Origin of the sequence: Aquamicrobium ahrensii (genome assembly GCF_040545755.1) — a bacterium.
Taxonomy (GTDB): Bacteria; Pseudomonadota; Alphaproteobacteria; order Rhizobiales; family Rhizobiaceae; genus Mesorhizobium; species Mesorhizobium ahrensii.
The window spans coordinates 21,835-38,331 of sequence record NZ_JBEPMN010000013.1 but is presented as its reverse complement, the minus strand read 5'-3'; the positions used below and the strand labels follow the sequence as shown (position 1 = coordinate 38,331).

Below are 16,497 nucleotides of genomic sequence, written 5' to 3'. Positions count from 1 at the left end.
CCGGAAATGGCGCAGTAAGGTCCGGCGTCCTATCTGTGCCTGCGATGATGCTCTTGAGGCATCCAGCGCAAGAAGGACCGAGATCGATGACCAGCATCTCAAAAATCGTTTCCCTCAGGAGCCGGAGGCTCGCCGCCGCCGCCGCTTCGCTCGCCATAGCAGGCGCCGTGGGCTTCACGGCCGTGACGGCCGGCACCGCGCCGGTGCTTGCCGAAGCCGTTCGCGTCGAGGCCCCGCAGGTTCCCAGTTTCGCCGATGTGGTGTCCAATGTGACGCCGGCCGTCGTCAGCGTCCGCGTCAAGGCCAAGGTCGACCAGACCGCCGATCGCGGCCCCGGCTTCGGCTTCCCCGACGAGGGCTTCGGCAATCTTCCCCCCGATCATCCCATGCGCCGCTTCTTCCGTGAATTCCGTGGTTTCGGTGACCGCGACGGGCGCCCCCGCGCCGAGCGTCGCGGCCCGGCCAAGCCGCGCCCCGTCGCCCAGGGCTCCGGTTTCTTCATCTCCGAGGATGGCTATGTGGTCACCAATAACCACGTTGTCGATAGCGGCGCGGAGTTCACCATCGTCACCAATGACGGCAAGGAGATGGACGCCAGGCTCATCGGCAAGGACGAGCGCACCGATCTCGCCGTGCTGAAGGTCGATAGCGACACCAAATTCACCTATGTCGAGTTCGCCGATGACGCGAAGGTCCGCGTCGGCGACTGGGTGGTTGCCGTCGGCAATCCGTTCGGCCTCGGCGGCACGGTGACAGCCGGCATCATCTCGGCCCGCGGCCGCGATATCGGCGCCGGCCCCTATGACGACTTCATCCAGATCGACGCGGCCGTCAATCGCGGCAATTCCGGCGGCCCGGCGTTTGACCTCGGTGGTCAGGTTGTGGGCATCAACACCGCCATCTTCTCGCCGTCCGGCGGCAATGTCGGCATCGCCTTCGCCATTCCCGCCTCCACCGCCAGGCAGGTGGTCGAGGGTTTGATCAAGGATGGCTCGGTCGCCCGTGGCTGGCTCGGTGTCGAAATCCAGCCGGTGACGAAGGAGATCGCCGAATCGCTTGGCCTGAAGTCGGACAAGGGCGCGATCGTGGCCAACGCGCAGGACGAGAGCCCTGCCAAAAGGGCCGGCGTGGTGTCCGGCGACGTGATCACCCAGGTGGACGGCAAGGATGTCTCGTCTTCCCGTGATCTGGCGCGTGTCATTGCCGGCTACGCTCCGGGCACGACGGTGGATATGACCGTATGGCGCGATGGCAAGTCGGAGAGCGTCAAGGTGGAGCTTGGCAAACTGCCGGGCGGCGACACGCAGGCGTCGGCTGCTCCTGAGAGTGCCGCGCCTTCATCCACCGATACGCTGGCCGACCTCGGCCTGACCGTGACCACGGCCGATGACGGCAAGGGCCTTGTCGTCACTGATGTCGATCCGGACAGCGACGCCGCCGACCGTGGCATCCAGACCGGCGATGTCATCACCGCGGTGAATTCCGAGGAGGTGACCAGCGTGAAGGACGTTGCGGACGCCATGGACAAGGCCGCCAAGGCCGGTCGCAAGTCGGTTCTGGTGCAGGTCAGCCGCGACTCCAACAATCGCTTCGTCGCTCTGCCGATAAATCAGGGTTGATCAATCAAAGCCGGCCGCTGCTGTGCCAGCAGCGGCCGGGGCTGTTGTTTAAGATTCAAATCCTTTTCGCCGGAATCACCTATAGTGATGCGATGAAGATTCTCGTCATTGAAGATGACCGCGAGGCTGCGGACTATCTGGAGAAGGCCTTTTCGGAGGCTGGGCACACCGCCCATGTGGCCGGCGATGGAGAGACCGGCTTCGCCCTGGCCGACGCCGGCGATTACGACGTCATGGTGGTGGACCGCATGTTGCCGCGTCGTGACGGGCTCTCCGTGATCGCCAGCCTGCGTTCACGCGGCAATACGACGCCGGTGCTTATCCTTTCAGCCCTTGGCGAGGTCGACGACCGGGTGACCGGCCTGCGCGCCGGTGGTGACGACTATCTCACCAAGCCCTATGCATTTTCAGAGCTTCTGGCCCGTATCGAGGTGCTGAACCGGCGCGCCGGCAGCCGCGAGAGCGAAACCGTCTACCGCGTCGGCGATCTTGAGCTCGACCGACTGTCCCATTCGGTGAAGCGCGCCAGCCAGGAGATCACGTTGCAGCCGCGCGAATTCCGGCTGCTCGAATATCTGATGCGCCACGCCGGGCAGGTTGTCACCCGCACCATGCTTCTGGAAAATGTCTGGGATTATCACTTCGATCCGCAGACCAACGTCATTGACGTGCATGTCTCGCGCCTGCGCGGCAAGATCGAGAAAGGTTTCGACAGGCCGATCCTGCACACGGTGCGCGGGGCCGGCTACATGCTCAAGCACGGCTGACGGCCGATGGCGCTTTCCCTGCCACCGATCATGAAGACGACGGCGGCGCGGCTTTCGGCGCTCTTTCTGCTGCTGTTCGCGCTGTGCGCCATCCTTCTCGTCTTCTACATGAGCTCCCTGTCGGTGCGCATGCTGGCGACGCAGACGCAGGAAACCATCAATGAAGAGGTGTTGAGCCTGGGCGGGGCCTACCAGCGCGGCGGTCTGCCGACGCTGGTGCGCGTGGTGGAGCAGCGTTCGCGCCAGCCCGGCGCCAATCTCTACCTGCTGGCCGATGTCAATGGCCAGATCCTGTCCGGCAATGTCCAGAGTCTCGAACCGGGCGTTCTTGAAACCGAGGGTTGGACGACACGATCCTTCTACTATCGTCGCTACGGTGAGAGCGAGGCGGAGCGGCAGCGGGCCGAGAACGGCCAGAACGAGGAGCAGGGCACGGAGATGCGCCGACATGACGCGCTGGCTGTGGTGCTGCGCCTGCCCAACCAGATGATTCTGCTGGTCGGACGCGATCTGGGTGAGCCGCAACGCTTTCGCGATGTGGTCAATCGTTCGCTGATGCTGGCGCTCGGCATGATGGGGCTGGGCGGCATCGTCATCTGGTTCTTCGTCGGTCGCGCCGCCCTGAAGCGCATTGACGCCATTTCGGCGGCCAGCCGCCGCATCATGGGCGGCGATCTTTCCGGCCGCCTGCCGACGACCGGCGCGGGCGACGAGTTCGACCGGCTGTCGGAGAATCTCAACGCCATGCTGGCGCGCATCGACACCCTCAACGAAGGCTTGAAACAGGTCTCCGACAACATCGCGCACGACCTCAAGACGCCGCTCACCCGCATCCGCAACCGTGCCGAAGCGACGCTGGCCGGCAAGCAGAAACCGGCCGATTACCGTGCCGCGCTTGAGGCCACCATTGCCGAATCCGACCAGCTCATCAAAATCTTCAACGCCATTTTGATGATTTCCCGGTTGGAGGCCGGTTATTCGGCCGAGAGCATGGCCGGCGTTGACCTCGCCGAAGCCGTCCGCGACGTTGTCGAGCTTTACGAGCCGCTGGCGGAAGACAGCGGTGTCGCTCTGGAGGCGGATCCCGCGCAATCCCTCACCATCAGCGGCAATCGCGAACTGATCGGACAGGCGCTGTCGAACATCGTCGACAACGCCATCAAATATTCGGCAGATGCCACCGGCGCGCCGCATGTGCATGTGCGGCTTGAGCGGGTTGGCGCGGAAATCCGCCTGTCCGTGACCGACAATGGCCACGGCATTCCCGACGAGCAGGACCGCACCCGCGCCACCGAGCGTTTCGTGCGGCTGGAAAAGAGCCGGTCACAGCCCGGTTCGGGGCTCGGCCTCAGCCTTGCCGGCGCGGTGATGAAATTTCATGGTGGCAGGCTTGATCTTTTACCTGCCGATCCTGGATTATCCGTGGTCATGGTGTTCCCCGACAAGGACAGGTCCTGACCCCTATGGCTTCAAGCATGGTTGCCGAACGCGCTGCAAACGGGTGGCTGTTGCGGCCCGCATTTCAACTCCGGCCGCTCGATGAAAGCCATGCCGACGCGGTGCTTGCCGACATAGCCGCCAGCGCATCGGAACGCGAGTTGCCGCGCGTCGCGGCATTGCTGGGCAGGGACGGCGACGTCCGACGCTTCCTTGCCGCCGTCTTCGAACTGTCGCCTTTCCTGCGCGATCTGGCGCGGCGGCGGCCACAAATGCTCGATGCGCTCTTCGACCAGACGGTCGCGGAGCGGCTGGATTTTCTTGGTTCCGAGATCGAATGCTGCTGGACAGGCGAGGGTGTTTCGGAATCCGAACTGATGAAGCGGCTGCGACTGCTCAAGACGGAAGCGCATTTTCTCATCGCGCTGGCGGATCTGGCAGGCGAGGGCGATACGCAAGCCACCGTCCACCGCCTGAGCAGGCTGGCGGAAAACTGCGTTCACGCCGCCATCGCCTTTCTGCTGGCCGACCTCGCCCGGCAGGGCAAGCTGAACCTGCCTCACCCCGACGATCCGGCCCGCGACAGCGGCCTGATCGTCCTTGGCATGGGCAAGCTCGGCGCGCATGAGCTCAATTTTTCCTCCGACATCGATCTCATCCTCTTCTTTGATCACAAGGCCGTGGTCGGCGATCCGATGGAGGCGACGGATATCTTTTCGCGGCTTGCCCGCCGGCTGGTGCGCATCATGCAGGACCGCACCGAGCATGGTTATGTCTTCCGCACCGACTTGAGGCTGCGGCCGGACCCCGGCTCCACGCCGCTGGCGATCCCCGTCGTGGCGGCGTTGACCTACTATGAAGCGCGCGGACAGAACTGGGAACGCGCCGCGATGATCAAGGCCCGGCCATTGGCGGGCGATATTGAGGCTGGCGAGGCCTTTCTGAAGGAATTGCGCCCATATGTGTGGCGCAAATATATGGACTACGCGGCCATTGCCGACGTCCATTCCATCAAGCGCCAGATTCATGCCCATAAGGGCCATGGCGAGATCGCGGTGAAGGGTCACAACGTCAAGCTTGGGCGCGGCGGCATTCGCGAGATCGAGTTTTTCGTGCAGACACAGCAGCTCATCGCCGGCGGCAGATTCCCGGAGCTTCGCGGTCGTGAGACGGTGCAAATGCTTTCCCAGCTTGCCGGCAACGGCTGGATCACGGCCGAGGCGTGCGATGCGCTCACCCGTCAATACTGGTTCCTGCGCCGTGTCGAACATGCCGTGCAGATGGTCGCCGACGAACAGACGCACATTCTGCCGGAAGACGACGAAGGGCTGGAGCGCATCGCCCATTTGCTCGGCTTCGCCGATGCGGACGGTTTTTCAAAAGCCTTCCGTGAATCTCTCGTGGACGTTGAACGTCACTATGCGGCCTTGTTCGAGGCCGCCCCGGAACTGTCGGCGGGCATGGGCAATCTGGTGTTCACCGGGGATGTCGATGATCCCGATACGTTGCAGACGCTCCACAATCTCGGCTTCCAGCGGCCCAGCGACATTTGTCGGGTCATTCGCGCCTGGCATTTCGGTCGCTACCGGGCGACGCGTTCCGCCGAAGCGCGCGAGCGGCTGACGGAACTGACCCCGGCGCTTCTCGAAGCTTTCGGCAAGACCCGCCGCGCCGACGAGGCGCTGATGCGTTTCGACGAATTCCTGTCCGGCCTGCCCGCCGGGGTCCAGCTTTTTTCCCTGCTGCAATCCAATCCCGCGCTGTTGCGTCTGGTGGCGACCATCATGGGAGCAGCGCCGCGGCTGGCGGCGGTCATCACGCGCCGCTCGCACGTCTTCGACGGGCTGCTTGACCCGGCCTTGCTCAGCGAACTGCCGGATCGCGCCTATCTGGAAGCGCGGCTTTCGGCCTTCCTTGAAGGCGACAGGCCCTATGAGGAGGTTCTGGACCGGCTGCGAATCTTTGCTGCCGAGCAGAAGTTCCTGATCGGCGTGCGCCTGCTGGCCGGTTCGATCGATGCACGCAAGGCGGGGCGTGCGTTCTCGCATCTTGCCGATCTCACTATCAGCGCGGCGCTCGACGCCGTGACGGCCGAGTTCGCAATCCGGCATGGCCGCATCCGGGGCGCGCGCGTGGCCTTGCTTGGCATGGGCAAGCTTGGCAGTCAGGAACTGACCGCCGGCTCGGATGTCGATCTCATTCTGCTCTACGATCACGATCCGGATGCGGATGAGTCGGACGGCGACAAGGCGCTGGCGCCCGCGCACTATTACAGCCGCCTGACCCAGCGCCTGATCGCGGCGGTATCTGCCCCGACGGCCGAAGGCGTGCTTTACGAACTGGACCTGCGCCTGCGCCCTTCCGGCAACAAGGGGCCGGTTGCGACCCATATGGACGCCTTTCGCAAATATCAGCGGCAGGATGCGTGGGTCTGGGAGCAGATGGCGCTGACCCGAGCCCGTCCGGTCGCGGGGGACAAGGAACTGTGCGCCGAAATCGCCGGCGAGATCGCAGCGATCCTTATCCAGCCGCGCGAGGCGGCGAAGGTGCGCCGCGAGGCTTCCGATATGCGCAAGCTTATAGAGGAGGAGAAGCCGCCGCGCGACCTGTGGGACATCAAGCTGGCCAGGGGCGGATTGATCGACCTTGAATTCATCGCCCAGGTCGCGGTCCTTACCGGCAGTTTCACCGGCAAGCCCGGCATAACGGCGACGCTTGACGTGCTGGCGGGCCTTGCGCCGGATTATGCGGATGCCGGGATGCGCGAGGAACTGGTTCGCGCTTACGCGCTCTACGCCGCCATCACCCAGATCACGCGGCTTTGCCTGACCGGGCCTTTCGACAGGGAAGATGTGCCGCCTGGCCTGTCCGATCTTCTGCTGGCGGTGACCGGCATGCCCGATTTTTCGGTGCTGGAGGCCGAACTCAGGGACACGGAAGCCGGGGTGCGGCGCTGCTTCGATCGCATCTTGCGTGGAAAGGCGAAATAGTCAGGCGGCGGCCTTGATCGGCTGGCCCGCATGCTTCTTTTTCGTGGATGCGGGGATGCGCACCGAGACGATGGTGCCGGAACCTTCGGTCGAGCGGATCTTGAGCGCGCCGCCATGCAGTTCCGCAAGCGAGCGTGAAATGGCCAGGCCAAGACCGGAGCCGGTGTGGTTCTTCGAGAACTGGTTCTGCACCTGTTCGAAGGGCCTGCCGAGCTTCTTCAGCGCATGTTTGGGGATGCCGCAGCCATTGTCCTCGATCGAAAGGATCAGCGCGCCGGAAGCATGGCGGGCGCGCACCGAGATACGGCCGCCTTCTCCGGTGAACTTCACGGCGTTGGACAGGAGGTTGAGCACGATCTGCTTGATCGCCCTGCGGTCGGCATAGAGCTTCAGCGTTTCGGCGATATTGGTGTCGACCGTGATCCTCTTTTCCGCAGCCTGCAAGGAAACGACGCGAACCGTCTCGCGGATCAGCGGGCAGAGATCGATATCCTCGCGCTCCATCGAGAACTGGCCGGCCTCGATCTTCGACATGTCGAGAATGTCGTTGATGACGCCGAGCAGATATGTGCCGCTCGAATTGATGTCGGTGGCATATTCCTCGTAGCGCTCGCAGCCCAGGGGTCCGAACAGCTTCTGCGACATCAGTTCCGAAAAACCGATGATGGCGTTGAGCGGCGTGCGCAATTCGTGCGACATGTTGGCGAGGAATTCGGACTTGGCCTGATTGGCCGCCTCGGCGCGTTCCTTCTCCTTCATATATTTGCGGTTGAGCTCGGCCAGTTCGTGCGCCTTCTGCTCATCGGCGCGGCGGGCGAGGCTGAGGTCGTGGATGGTGGCCATCAGCCTGCGCTCGCTGTCGAGCAGCTTGTCCTGATGCTGCCTGATCTGGGTGATGTCGGACCCGACCGCCACGGTGCCGCCATCCCGTGTCTTGAGTTCGTTGACCTGCAGCCAGCGCCCGTCGGCGAGCTGGCGCTCATAGGTGACGCCGCCGCGCGGACCGTGGACATTGGCGAGGCGTCGCTCGGAGGCGAAAGCCTGCATGCGGTCTTCCAGCGTGGTGCGCGGCGCGCCCGGCACCACGTCGTCGTCCGACAGACCATTGTCCTGCTGGAATTTGGAGTTGCACATCACCAGCCGGTCGGAGGCGTCCCACAAGACGAAGGACTCGGTGATGTTCTCGATCGCCGTGCGTAGCCTCAGGTCCGCCGCTTCCGAACGCAGGGCGAGGTGGCGCTGCTCAGTCACGTCCATCGAGATGCCGATAAGCTGGATCTCGGGGGCGTCGGGATCGACCACCTGCGCGCGCACCCGCATCCATACCCACTGGCCGCAGGCATGGCGCATGCGGAACACCCGGTCGATCTGGTCGATGTCGCGGGCCATCACCCGATTGGCGATCTCGAACAGGTTGCCGTCGTCGGGATGGATGATGCGGTCCACCTCGCCGAAGGAGAGCATGGCGTCGCACGGCTCATAGCCCAGCATGTCGTACATGGAGGGCGACCAGTACATCTTGCCGCGCACCATGTCCCAGTCCCACAGGCCGCAGCGGCCACGCACCAGCGCCATGTCGATGCGCTGCTGGCCTTCCAGATAGACGCGGTCCGCCGCCAGCGCGCGCGCCGCCTGGCTGAAATAGGCGTAGAGGATGACGATCAGCACGCCGGCCGTCAGGACGAACAGCGAAACGTTGAGCGAAACGGTCCTGCGCCACTGGGCGTAGACCGCATCCTGCGGGATCAGCGCGGCGGTTGCGCGCTTGGCCTCGCGATCGATGGCGACCGCCGCATACCAGTCGTCCGCGCCGATCCTGACCGGGATCACGCCTGCCTTCTCGCCGAACAGGAACAGCGGCTGACCGCCGGAAACGATCTCGTCCAGCGCGCGGCCATACCAGCGGGTCGAGCGCGGCGTGACGGCGGAAACGACGAATTTCTCGTTGGTGAAGGCCAGCACATGGCCGCTGGAAAGCGAGGCCGTGCGGCTCACCTGTTCCAGAAGCTCCTGCGGGCTGCTGGCCGCCACGTCGGCTTCGATGAGCTGGCCCGCCGCCAGCGCCAACGCCGATCTGGCGTTGCGCTCGACATCGTCGCGCCAGTTCATCAGCGAGACGGAATGCAGGCCGGCGACGACCAGCAGGAAGATGACGATCAGAACCGGGATTATACGACGCAGGAAAGGCTCGGCCGCTACCAGTTTCTGGTAGGCAGGCTGGGCGATGAGTTTCGCGTTGCCGGCAAGGCCGCTTGAGCGCCGGTCAACAGAAATCCCACCGGGCGCGCTGAACGCGTCCGCCTTCGCCATGAAATGGCACTCCCCACTATGTCCCGTTTGAAGATCCGGCTACGCCACACATCCGAATCGTCCCTAAGGAATCAAACGTGATTCACCTTGTCCAGTGGGCGGGTGAAAAAAGATGACTGGACAGCGCTTTTTGTCAGGCCAGAGAACGCTCCACTATGTCGCGCAGATCGACGGAAACGCTGCTCGCCGCGGCGATGGAAACCAGAGCCTGCCGCGCTTTTTCCTGCCGCACCGGCTCCAGCGAACGCCATGAGCGGAAGGCCGTGGCGAGCCGGGCGGAAAGCTGCGGGTTGCCGCTGTCTATTTCGAGCAGAGCGTCGGCAAAGAAAGTGTAGGCCGCGCCATCCGCCCGGTGGAAGCCTGTCTGGTTGCCTGCGGAGAAGGCGCCAAGCAACGCCCGGACCCGGTTGGGGTTGTCGATGTGGAAGGCCGGATGCCGCATAAGGGCGCGAACGGTTTCGAGAGCCTGTGTTCCCGGTGCGGTCGACTGGATCTGGTACAACTTGTCCAGCGCAAGCGGCATCGACGCGTGGCGCGCTGCGAAATCCGCCAGCGCCGCACCAGCTTGCGACGACGCGGCATGTTCGTGCGCCAGCGTTCCCAGGCCGGCGATCAGGTCAGTCATGTTGGTGGCGGTGTTGTAGTGCCGCGCGGCGATATCCGCGCCGCCGTCGATGCGTGCAAGGTAGCCGAGCACCGTGTTGCGCAAGGCCCGCCGTCCCGCACTGGCGGCGTCGGGGCTGAAAGGCTCCAGGCTCCCAAGCTCTTCGTAAAGTTTGCCGAACGGTTCGCGATTGGCGGCGGCGATGAACGCGGCCAGCTTGCTGCGGGCGGAGAATATCGCGTCGGGGTCGATATCCCTGCCGATGTCGCGGGCGATGTCGGTTTCCGAAGGCAGGGTCAATGCGAGTGCGCGATAGGCTGGTTCGAGAGTTGCGTCTGTTGCGATCCTGCCTGCGAGTTGTGCGATATCCTTCTGATATTTCGCTTCTTTTCCACCAAGTAGAAGCCGGTAGGCGGCGATGAGGGCGTCGGTCTGAAGCGTGTTGAAAGCCTGCCAGCGGGCGAACGGATCGCTGTCATGACCGGCAAGGAAAATCAGATCCTGCGGGCGCTGCTCCATGGCGACGGTGATCGGCGCGGAAAAGCCGCGATTGAGCGACAGCACAGGTCGTTCCGCCACGCCGTGGAAGCGCAGCTTGTGGCTGCGTTTGCGCACATGGATGACGCCGTTTTCGACTGTCGCGCCTTCGGCTGCGCTGAAATCAAGTTCCTCGCCACTGCTGCCGATCAGCGCGAAAGCCAGCGGAATGTGCATGGCGCGTTTGCGGCTTTCCGACGGTGTCGGCGGCACGGACTGTTCGATGTCAAGGGTGAGAATGCCCGCCTCGTAGCTCGGACTGACGGTCAGGTTCGGTGTTCCGGACTGGTTGTACCAGAGCCCGAACTGGGAGAGATCGCGGCCCGACGCATCCTCGAACACCTTCAGGAAGTCCTCGATGGTGCAGGCCTGCCCGTCGTGACGCTCGAAATAGAGATCCATGCTGGCGCGGAAAGTTTCCGCGCCCAGAATTGTGCGCAGCATGCGCACGACTTCCGAGCCCTTTTCGTAGACGGTCGCCGTGTAGAAATTGTTGATCTCGCGGTAGCGGCGCGGCCGCACGGGATGGGCGAGGGGGCCTTGATCTTCCGGAAACTGGAGCCCACGCAGCGTGCGCACTTCCGCGATGCGCCTGACCCCGCGCGAGCGTTGGTCGGCCGAAAACTCATGGTCGCGGAAAACAGTCAGCCCTTCCTTCAGGCAGAGCTGGAACCAGTCGCGACAAGTGATTCTGTTGCCAGTCCAATTATGGAAATATTCATGCGCGATGATCGCCTCGATATTGGCGAAGTCGGCGTCCGTGGCGGTCGCCTCGTCGGCCAGAACATATTTGTCGTTGAAGATGTTGAGGCCCTTGTTCTCCATCGCGCCCATGTTGAAATCGGAGACGGCCACGATGTTGAACACGTCGAGGTCGTATTCGCGCCCGAACACGTCCTCGTCCCATTTCATCGACCGTTTCAGCGCATCCATGGCGTAGGCCGCAAGCTTCTCCTTGCCGTGCTCGACATGGATGCCGAGCTCGACCTTTCGCCCGCTCATGGTTGTGAAGCTGTCGCGCAGGCAGCCGAGATCGCCCGCCACCAGAGCAAACAGGTAGGAAGGCTTGGGATGGGGGTCATGCCATTCGGCGAAATGCCAGTCGTTTTCCAGATCGCCGCCCGCCACCCGATTGCCGTTCGAAAGAAGGAGGGGCGCTTCCGGCTTCGGCGCTTCGATGCGCACTTGATAGACCGAGAGTATGTCCGGCCGGTCGAGGAAATAGGTGATGCGGCGGAAGCCTTCCGGCTCGCATTGGGTGCAATAGACGCCGTTGGATCGGTAAAGACCCATCAGCGCCTTGTTATGGTCGGGGTCCAGCTCGGTTTCGATGAGCACGCGAAAGCTGCGGGATTCCGGCAACTGCGTCAGAACGAGCTTGTCGGGCGTCGCCTCATGGGTGGGGTTGCCGACGCCATCGAGTTCGAGGCGCTTCAGCTTGAGCCCGTCACCATCAAGCGTGAGCGGCGCGCCCGCATCCGTTCCGGGTCGACGTTCGACCGTCAGCTCCGCAACGACGATGGTCGCGCCGCGCGCCAGCCGGAATGTGAGACGGGTCTGCGGGATGAGATAATCGCTCGGCCGGTAATCCTCGAGCCTGAACACCTGGCCGGCATCTTTACGCATATGCTTTCCATTCCTTCCACGACCGGATGTCCATGGGCGGGCGAAGTCATGATTTTGGCTCAAGACAATCCGGCCAAGGTTCTTTACATGATAGGCGCCTGCGTCGGGAAGCCCACGACAGGGACCCGCATTCTCATATCGTCCAAGGACGCAGGGCAAATTTGAGTACGTCAACGCTTGAGCATTCCAGCAGGCCCCTGACAGCCATCGGTCTGAAGGTCACCTCCGTGGTGGTCTTCGTGGCCATGTCGTCGGTTATCAAAGCGGCGGGGGCATTGCCGGCGGGCCAGGTGGTTTTCTTCCGCTCGTTCTTTGCGATGTTGCCAATTCTGCTCTTTCTGGGCTGGAAGAAGGAATTGGGAACCGCTTTCAAAACCGAGCGTCCATTGGGGCATATGGCGCGCGGGTTCGTCGGCGTCTGTTCGATGGGCCTTGTTTTCTTCGCACTGGCGCGCCTGCCGCTGGCGGACGCCATTACGCTCAACTATGCGCAACCGCTCATGGTTGTCGTATTCAGCTCGCTGTTTCTGGGTGAGACGATCCGCATTTACAGATGGGGCGCGGTCGTCGTTGGCCTGGTCGGCGTCGTCATCATCTCCTGGCCTGAACTCACACTTCTACGTTCGGGCGCTGGGGTGGAGGACCAGCAGGTTCTTGGGGTGATGGCCGCGCTAACGGGTGCGGCGACGTCTGCGGTTGCAGCCATTCTGGTGCGCAATCTGGTTCACAGCGAACGCACGTCAACCATCGTATTGTGGTTCTCGCTTATGGCCAGCATCATCGCTCTCGGCACCGTGCCCTTCGGCTGGGAGCCGATCGACCTTCGTCAGACGATATTGTTGATCTCCGCCGGAATTTTCGGCGGAACTGCGCAGATATTCATGACCGCAGCCTACCGTCATGCAGAGATTTCGGTGGTGGCTCCATTCGAATATACCTCGATCATTCTCGCCATCGTCATCGGCTATCTGGTGTTCAGCGATTTGCCGAGCATCCATATGCTCGTCGGCGGTGCGATCGTCGTGGCGGCCGGCCTGTTCATCATCTACCGCGAGCGCAAGCTCGGGCTGGAACTGGCGGGAAGAGCGAAGGCCCGCAAGGTCACGCCGCCGCAGGGATGAGGGCGGGCTGCCCGCGTCAGGAAAGCGCGCGCAGCTTCATCTTCACTTCCAGAAAATCGCGCCAGGCCAACCGCTTGTGCGCCGGCGTGCGCAGCAGATAAGCTGGATGCAGCGTGGGCATGGCCGGAATTTCGATGCCGGACGGACCGGTGTAGACGCGCCAGTTGCCACGCAGCCGTAAAATGCCTTCCGGGGTGTTGAGCAGCGTCTTGGCGGAGGCTCCGCCCAGATGAACGAGCACCTTCGGGCCAACCAGTTCGATCTGGCGCTCGATGAAGGGCCGGCAAATCTCGGTTTCCTGCGGGGTTGGCGCACGATTGCCCGGCGGCCGCCATGGAATCACATTGGCGATATAGACCTTGCTGCGGTCCAGCTCGATGGCGGCCAGAATGCGATCCAGCAACTGGCCGGAGCGCCCGACGAAGGGCTTGCCTTCCAGATCCTCGTCGCGGCCCGGCGCTTCGCCAACGAACATGACGCCGGCTTGCGGATCGCCATCGGCAAACACCAGATTTTTGGCCGTGGCCTTCAGGTTGCAACCCTCGAAACCGGCCATACGCTCGCGCAATTCCTCCAGCGTGGAGGCGCTTGCGGCAAACTCGCGGGCAAAGGCGACCTGCTGCCCGTCCGGCACGGCCGCTGTCTGCATAGAGGCGGGCGTGACCGGCGGCGCGGCCGGAGGCGGCGAAGTGTTGCGCTGCGCCTGCGCCCGTTCGGCCGGCTGCTCGGCCCGTGGCTGGACGGACTGCGCCGGCTGAGGCGGTTTTTCCTCGAAGCGGTTTACCGGAGCATCGTCCAGCGCTTCATCCACGCCAGCCTCGGCGTAGAAGGCCAGGAGAGCCTGGATATCGGTAAAGGGTTCGGGGGCGGCTGCGCTCATGCCGGCACAATCGGCATATCGGCGGCCATTTTCAAGTCAGGACGAAGCAATGCGCGGGTCTTGCACCAGATAGAATGTCCAGCGCGGCGTGAAATCGGTGATCACGAACTGAAATGAGACGGTGCGCAAGGGATCGACCTGTCCGCCGGAGAACAACAGCCTGTCATACGGCTCGAATTTGCGGTCGAACCGGGAGAACGCGCTGGAGACGATCGTCTCTGGCGACTGGTTACGCTGGTCGAAGGAGAGACCGTCGCCGAACACGCTTGGCCGTCCCGGCGCTTCCTGTAGCTCGAATTCGAATTCGATCCATGGATGGCCGCTGTTGTTGAGAATGTCCAGGCGCACATGCAGCACCATGAGTTGCCCTTCGCCGGGAAGGCGTGGCATGCGTCGCATGGCGGTGCGGATCGTCAATGTCGCCGGCGTTGCTGACCGGAACTCTTCGAATACGACGATCGGATCGTCCGCCGTTCCCGTGCCGCCGACGGCGCTGATCGTGAAGTCGCCAAGCTCGTCGGAGAGCATGTAGGGGCCGGCAGGCCACAGGCCGCCATCTTCAGCGAAGCCAGGGCCCGCGCCAAGCACCAGTGACGCCAACGCCGAAACCACGAATTTCCAGCGCCGGCCGGGCGGTTTCGGCAGGCGCATGGGCAGCAGGCGGGGCCATCCCTGGGTGCGCATGCTCCAAGTATCGCCGATCTGCGCGCGGACGCCCATTCAATTATGCGCCAGCAAGGATCAGGGAAGTCAGGAAGCCATCTCATCGACAAAATATTGACGTTTACGTTTACGTAAAATTCTGCGACTTTAAGCGGCAAGGGAAAATGCCGGTGGCGGCGTTCTGCCGGTTCCCCGTCGCAGACTGATGCGCTATGGAGCGCTGGAGCCAGCACAGTATCGGCAAGCCAATGCGGAGGGATTGATGAGCGATATGGAACGCGAGAGCATGGAGTTCGACGTGGTGATCGTCGGAGCCGGCCCAGCCGGTCTCGCCGCGGCGATCCGCCTCAAACAGGTCGACCCAGAGCTTTCCGTGGTCGTTCTGGAAAAGGGTGGCGAGGTTGGCGCTCATATTCTTTCCGGCGCGGTGGTCGATCCGATCGGCATCGACCGGCTCTTGCCGGACTGGCGCGACGACGCTGACCATCCCTTCAAGACGCAGGTGACGGACGACCACTTCCTGGTGCTGGGGCCTGCCGGTTCGATCCGTCTGCCGAATTTCCTCATGCCGCCGCTGATGGGCAACCATGGCAACTACATCGTCTCGCTCGGCAATGTCTGCCGCTGGCTCGCCGGCAAGGCGGAAGGACTTGGCGTCGAGATTTATCCGGGCTTCGCCGCCGCCGGCCTCATTTATAACGAAGAGGGCGCGGTCACCGGCGTCTATACCGGCGACATGGGAGTGGAGCGTGACGGGACCCAGGGCCCGAACTTCGCCCCCGGCATGGCGCTGATGGGCAAATATGTTCTGATCGGCGAGGGCGTGCGCGGCTCGCTCGCCAAGCAGCTCATCGAAAAATACGAGCTTGCCGCGGGCCGGGAACCCGGCAAATACGGCATTGGCCTCAAGGAACTTTGGCAGGTCAGGCCGGAGAACCACAAGCAGGGCCTTGTCCAGCATTCCTTCGGCTGGCCGCTGGACATGAAGACCGGCGGCGGCTCGTTCCTCTATCATCTGGAAGACAATCTGGTCGCGGTCGGCTTCGTCGTTCACCTGAACTACAAGAATCCGTATCTCGCGCCGTTTGAGGAGTTCCAGCGCTTCAAGACGCATCCGGCCATTCGCGGCACTTTCGAAGGGGCGAAGCGCATCGGCTATGGCGCGCGCGCCATCACCGAGGGCGGCTGGCAATCCGTGCCGAAAATGTCCTTCCCCGGCGGCGTGCTGATGGGCTGTTCGGCCGGCCTCGTCAACGTGCCGCGCATCAAGGGATCTCACAACGCCGTGCTGTCGGGCATGATGGCTGCCGAGCACGTGGCCGAGGCTATCCGTGCCGGCCGCGCCAATGACGAACTCGTCAGCTATGAGCAGGCGTGGCGCGGCTCCGACATCGGCAAGGATCTGAAGCGGGTGCGCAACGTCAAGCCGCTGTGGTCGAAGTTCGGCACGCTGGTTGGCGTCGGCCTCGGCGGACTCGACATGTGGCTGAACACGCTATTCGGCGTTTCGCCCTTCGGCACGCTCCGGCACGGCAAGACCGACGCCGCCGCGCTGGAGCCGGCGTCGAAGCACAGCAAGATCGAATATCCCAAGCCGGACGGCGTTCTGACATTCGACCGCCTGTCCTCCGTGTTCCTGTCCAACACCAACCACGAAGAAGACCAACCGGTCCACCTTCAGGTCAGGGACATGGGTTTGCAGGAGCGCTCGGAGCACGATGTCTTTGCCGGTCCGTCGACGCGCTATTGCCCGGCCGGCGTCTACGAATGGGTCGATGCCGATGGCGACGCCGCGTCCGATCCCGAAGCGAAGGACGTTCGCTACGTTATCAACGCCCAGAACTGCGTTCACTGCAAGACGTGCGATATCAAGGACCCGAACCAGAACATCAACTGGGTGCCGCCACAAGGGGGCGAAGGGCCAGTCTACACGAACATGTAGG

10 protein-coding genes are annotated in these 16,497 nt (G+C 63.2%); 6 read left to right on the top strand and 4 right to left on the bottom strand.

Annotation, left to right across the window (positions count from 1 at the left end; translation table 11 throughout):
- Window positions 1–86 precede the first annotated feature (86 nt).
- The 4 genes from ABID44_RS14665 (at window position 87) to ABID44_RS14650 (ending at window position 6,813) form a co-directional block, all read left to right on the top strand.
- Window positions 87–1,619 (top strand): Do family serine endopeptidase, encoded by a 1,533-nt coding sequence (locus ABID44_RS14665; protein ID WP_354152459.1) that lies wholly within the window; start codon window positions 87–89, stop codon window positions 1,617–1,619.
- Window positions 1,620–1,711: 92 nt separating this feature from the next.
- On the top strand, window positions 1,712–2,386 hold the full coding sequence (locus ABID44_RS14660) for a response regulator transcription factor (protein ID WP_354152458.1): 675 nt from the start codon (window positions 1,712–1,714) through the stop codon (window positions 2,384–2,386).
- Between the two features lie 6 nt (window positions 2,387–2,392).
- Window positions 2,393–3,844 carry a sensor histidine kinase gene (locus ABID44_RS14655; RefSeq protein WP_354152457.1) on the top strand — a complete coding sequence of 484 codons (1,452 nt, stop codon included), beginning with the start codon at window positions 2,393–2,395 and terminating at the stop codon, window positions 3,842–3,844.
- Between the two features lie 17 nt (window positions 3,845–3,861).
- Complete coding sequence (locus ABID44_RS14650) at window positions 3,862–6,813, top strand: bifunctional [glutamine synthetase] adenylyltransferase/[glutamine synthetase]-adenylyl-L-tyrosine phosphorylase (RefSeq protein ID WP_378226538.1); 2,952 nt, start codon at window positions 3,862–3,864, stop codon at window positions 6,811–6,813.
- On the opposite strand, the gene ABID44_RS14645 is transcribed toward ABID44_RS14650, so the two are convergent.
- Together ABID44_RS14645 and pepN are read right to left on the bottom strand one after the other, a co-directional pair.
- Entirely contained in the window at window positions 6,814–9,123 is a 2,310-nt protein-coding gene (locus tag ABID44_RS14645; protein ID WP_354152455.1) for a PAS domain-containing sensor histidine kinase, read from the bottom strand.
- Window positions 9,124–9,256: 133 nt separating this feature from the next.
- Entirely contained in the window at window positions 9,257–11,890 is a 2,634-nt protein-coding gene (pepN, locus tag ABID44_RS14640) for an aminopeptidase N (protein WP_354152454.1), read from the bottom strand.
- 161 nt (window positions 11,891–12,051) lie between these two features.
- Here pepN and ABID44_RS14635 point away from each other — a divergent pair, with 161 nt between their 5' ends.
- A complete protein-coding gene (locus ABID44_RS14635; protein WP_354152453.1) occupies window positions 12,052–13,011 on the top strand; it encodes a DMT family transporter in 960 nt (319 codons plus the stop codon).
- Between the two features lie 16 nt (window positions 13,012–13,027).
- Here ABID44_RS14635 and ABID44_RS14630 read toward each other — a convergent pair whose 3' ends face one another.
- A complete protein-coding gene (locus ABID44_RS14630) occupies window positions 13,028–13,891 on the bottom strand; it encodes a uracil-DNA glycosylase (RefSeq protein WP_354152452.1) in 864 nt (287 codons plus the stop codon).
- Window positions 13,892–13,927: 36 nt separating this feature from the next.
- On the bottom strand, window positions 13,928–14,611 hold the full coding sequence (locus ABID44_RS14625; protein ID WP_354152451.1) for a hypothetical protein: 684 nt from the start codon (window positions 14,609–14,611) through the stop codon (window positions 13,928–13,930).
- Window positions 14,612–14,816: 205 nt separating this feature from the next.
- On the opposite strand from ABID44_RS14625, the gene ABID44_RS14620 reads away from it, so the two are divergent.
- Complete coding sequence (locus ABID44_RS14620) at window positions 14,817–16,496, top strand: electron transfer flavoprotein-ubiquinone oxidoreductase (RefSeq protein ID WP_354152450.1); 1,680 nt, start codon at window positions 14,817–14,819, stop codon at window positions 16,494–16,496.
- Window position 16,497 lies beyond the last annotated feature (1 nt).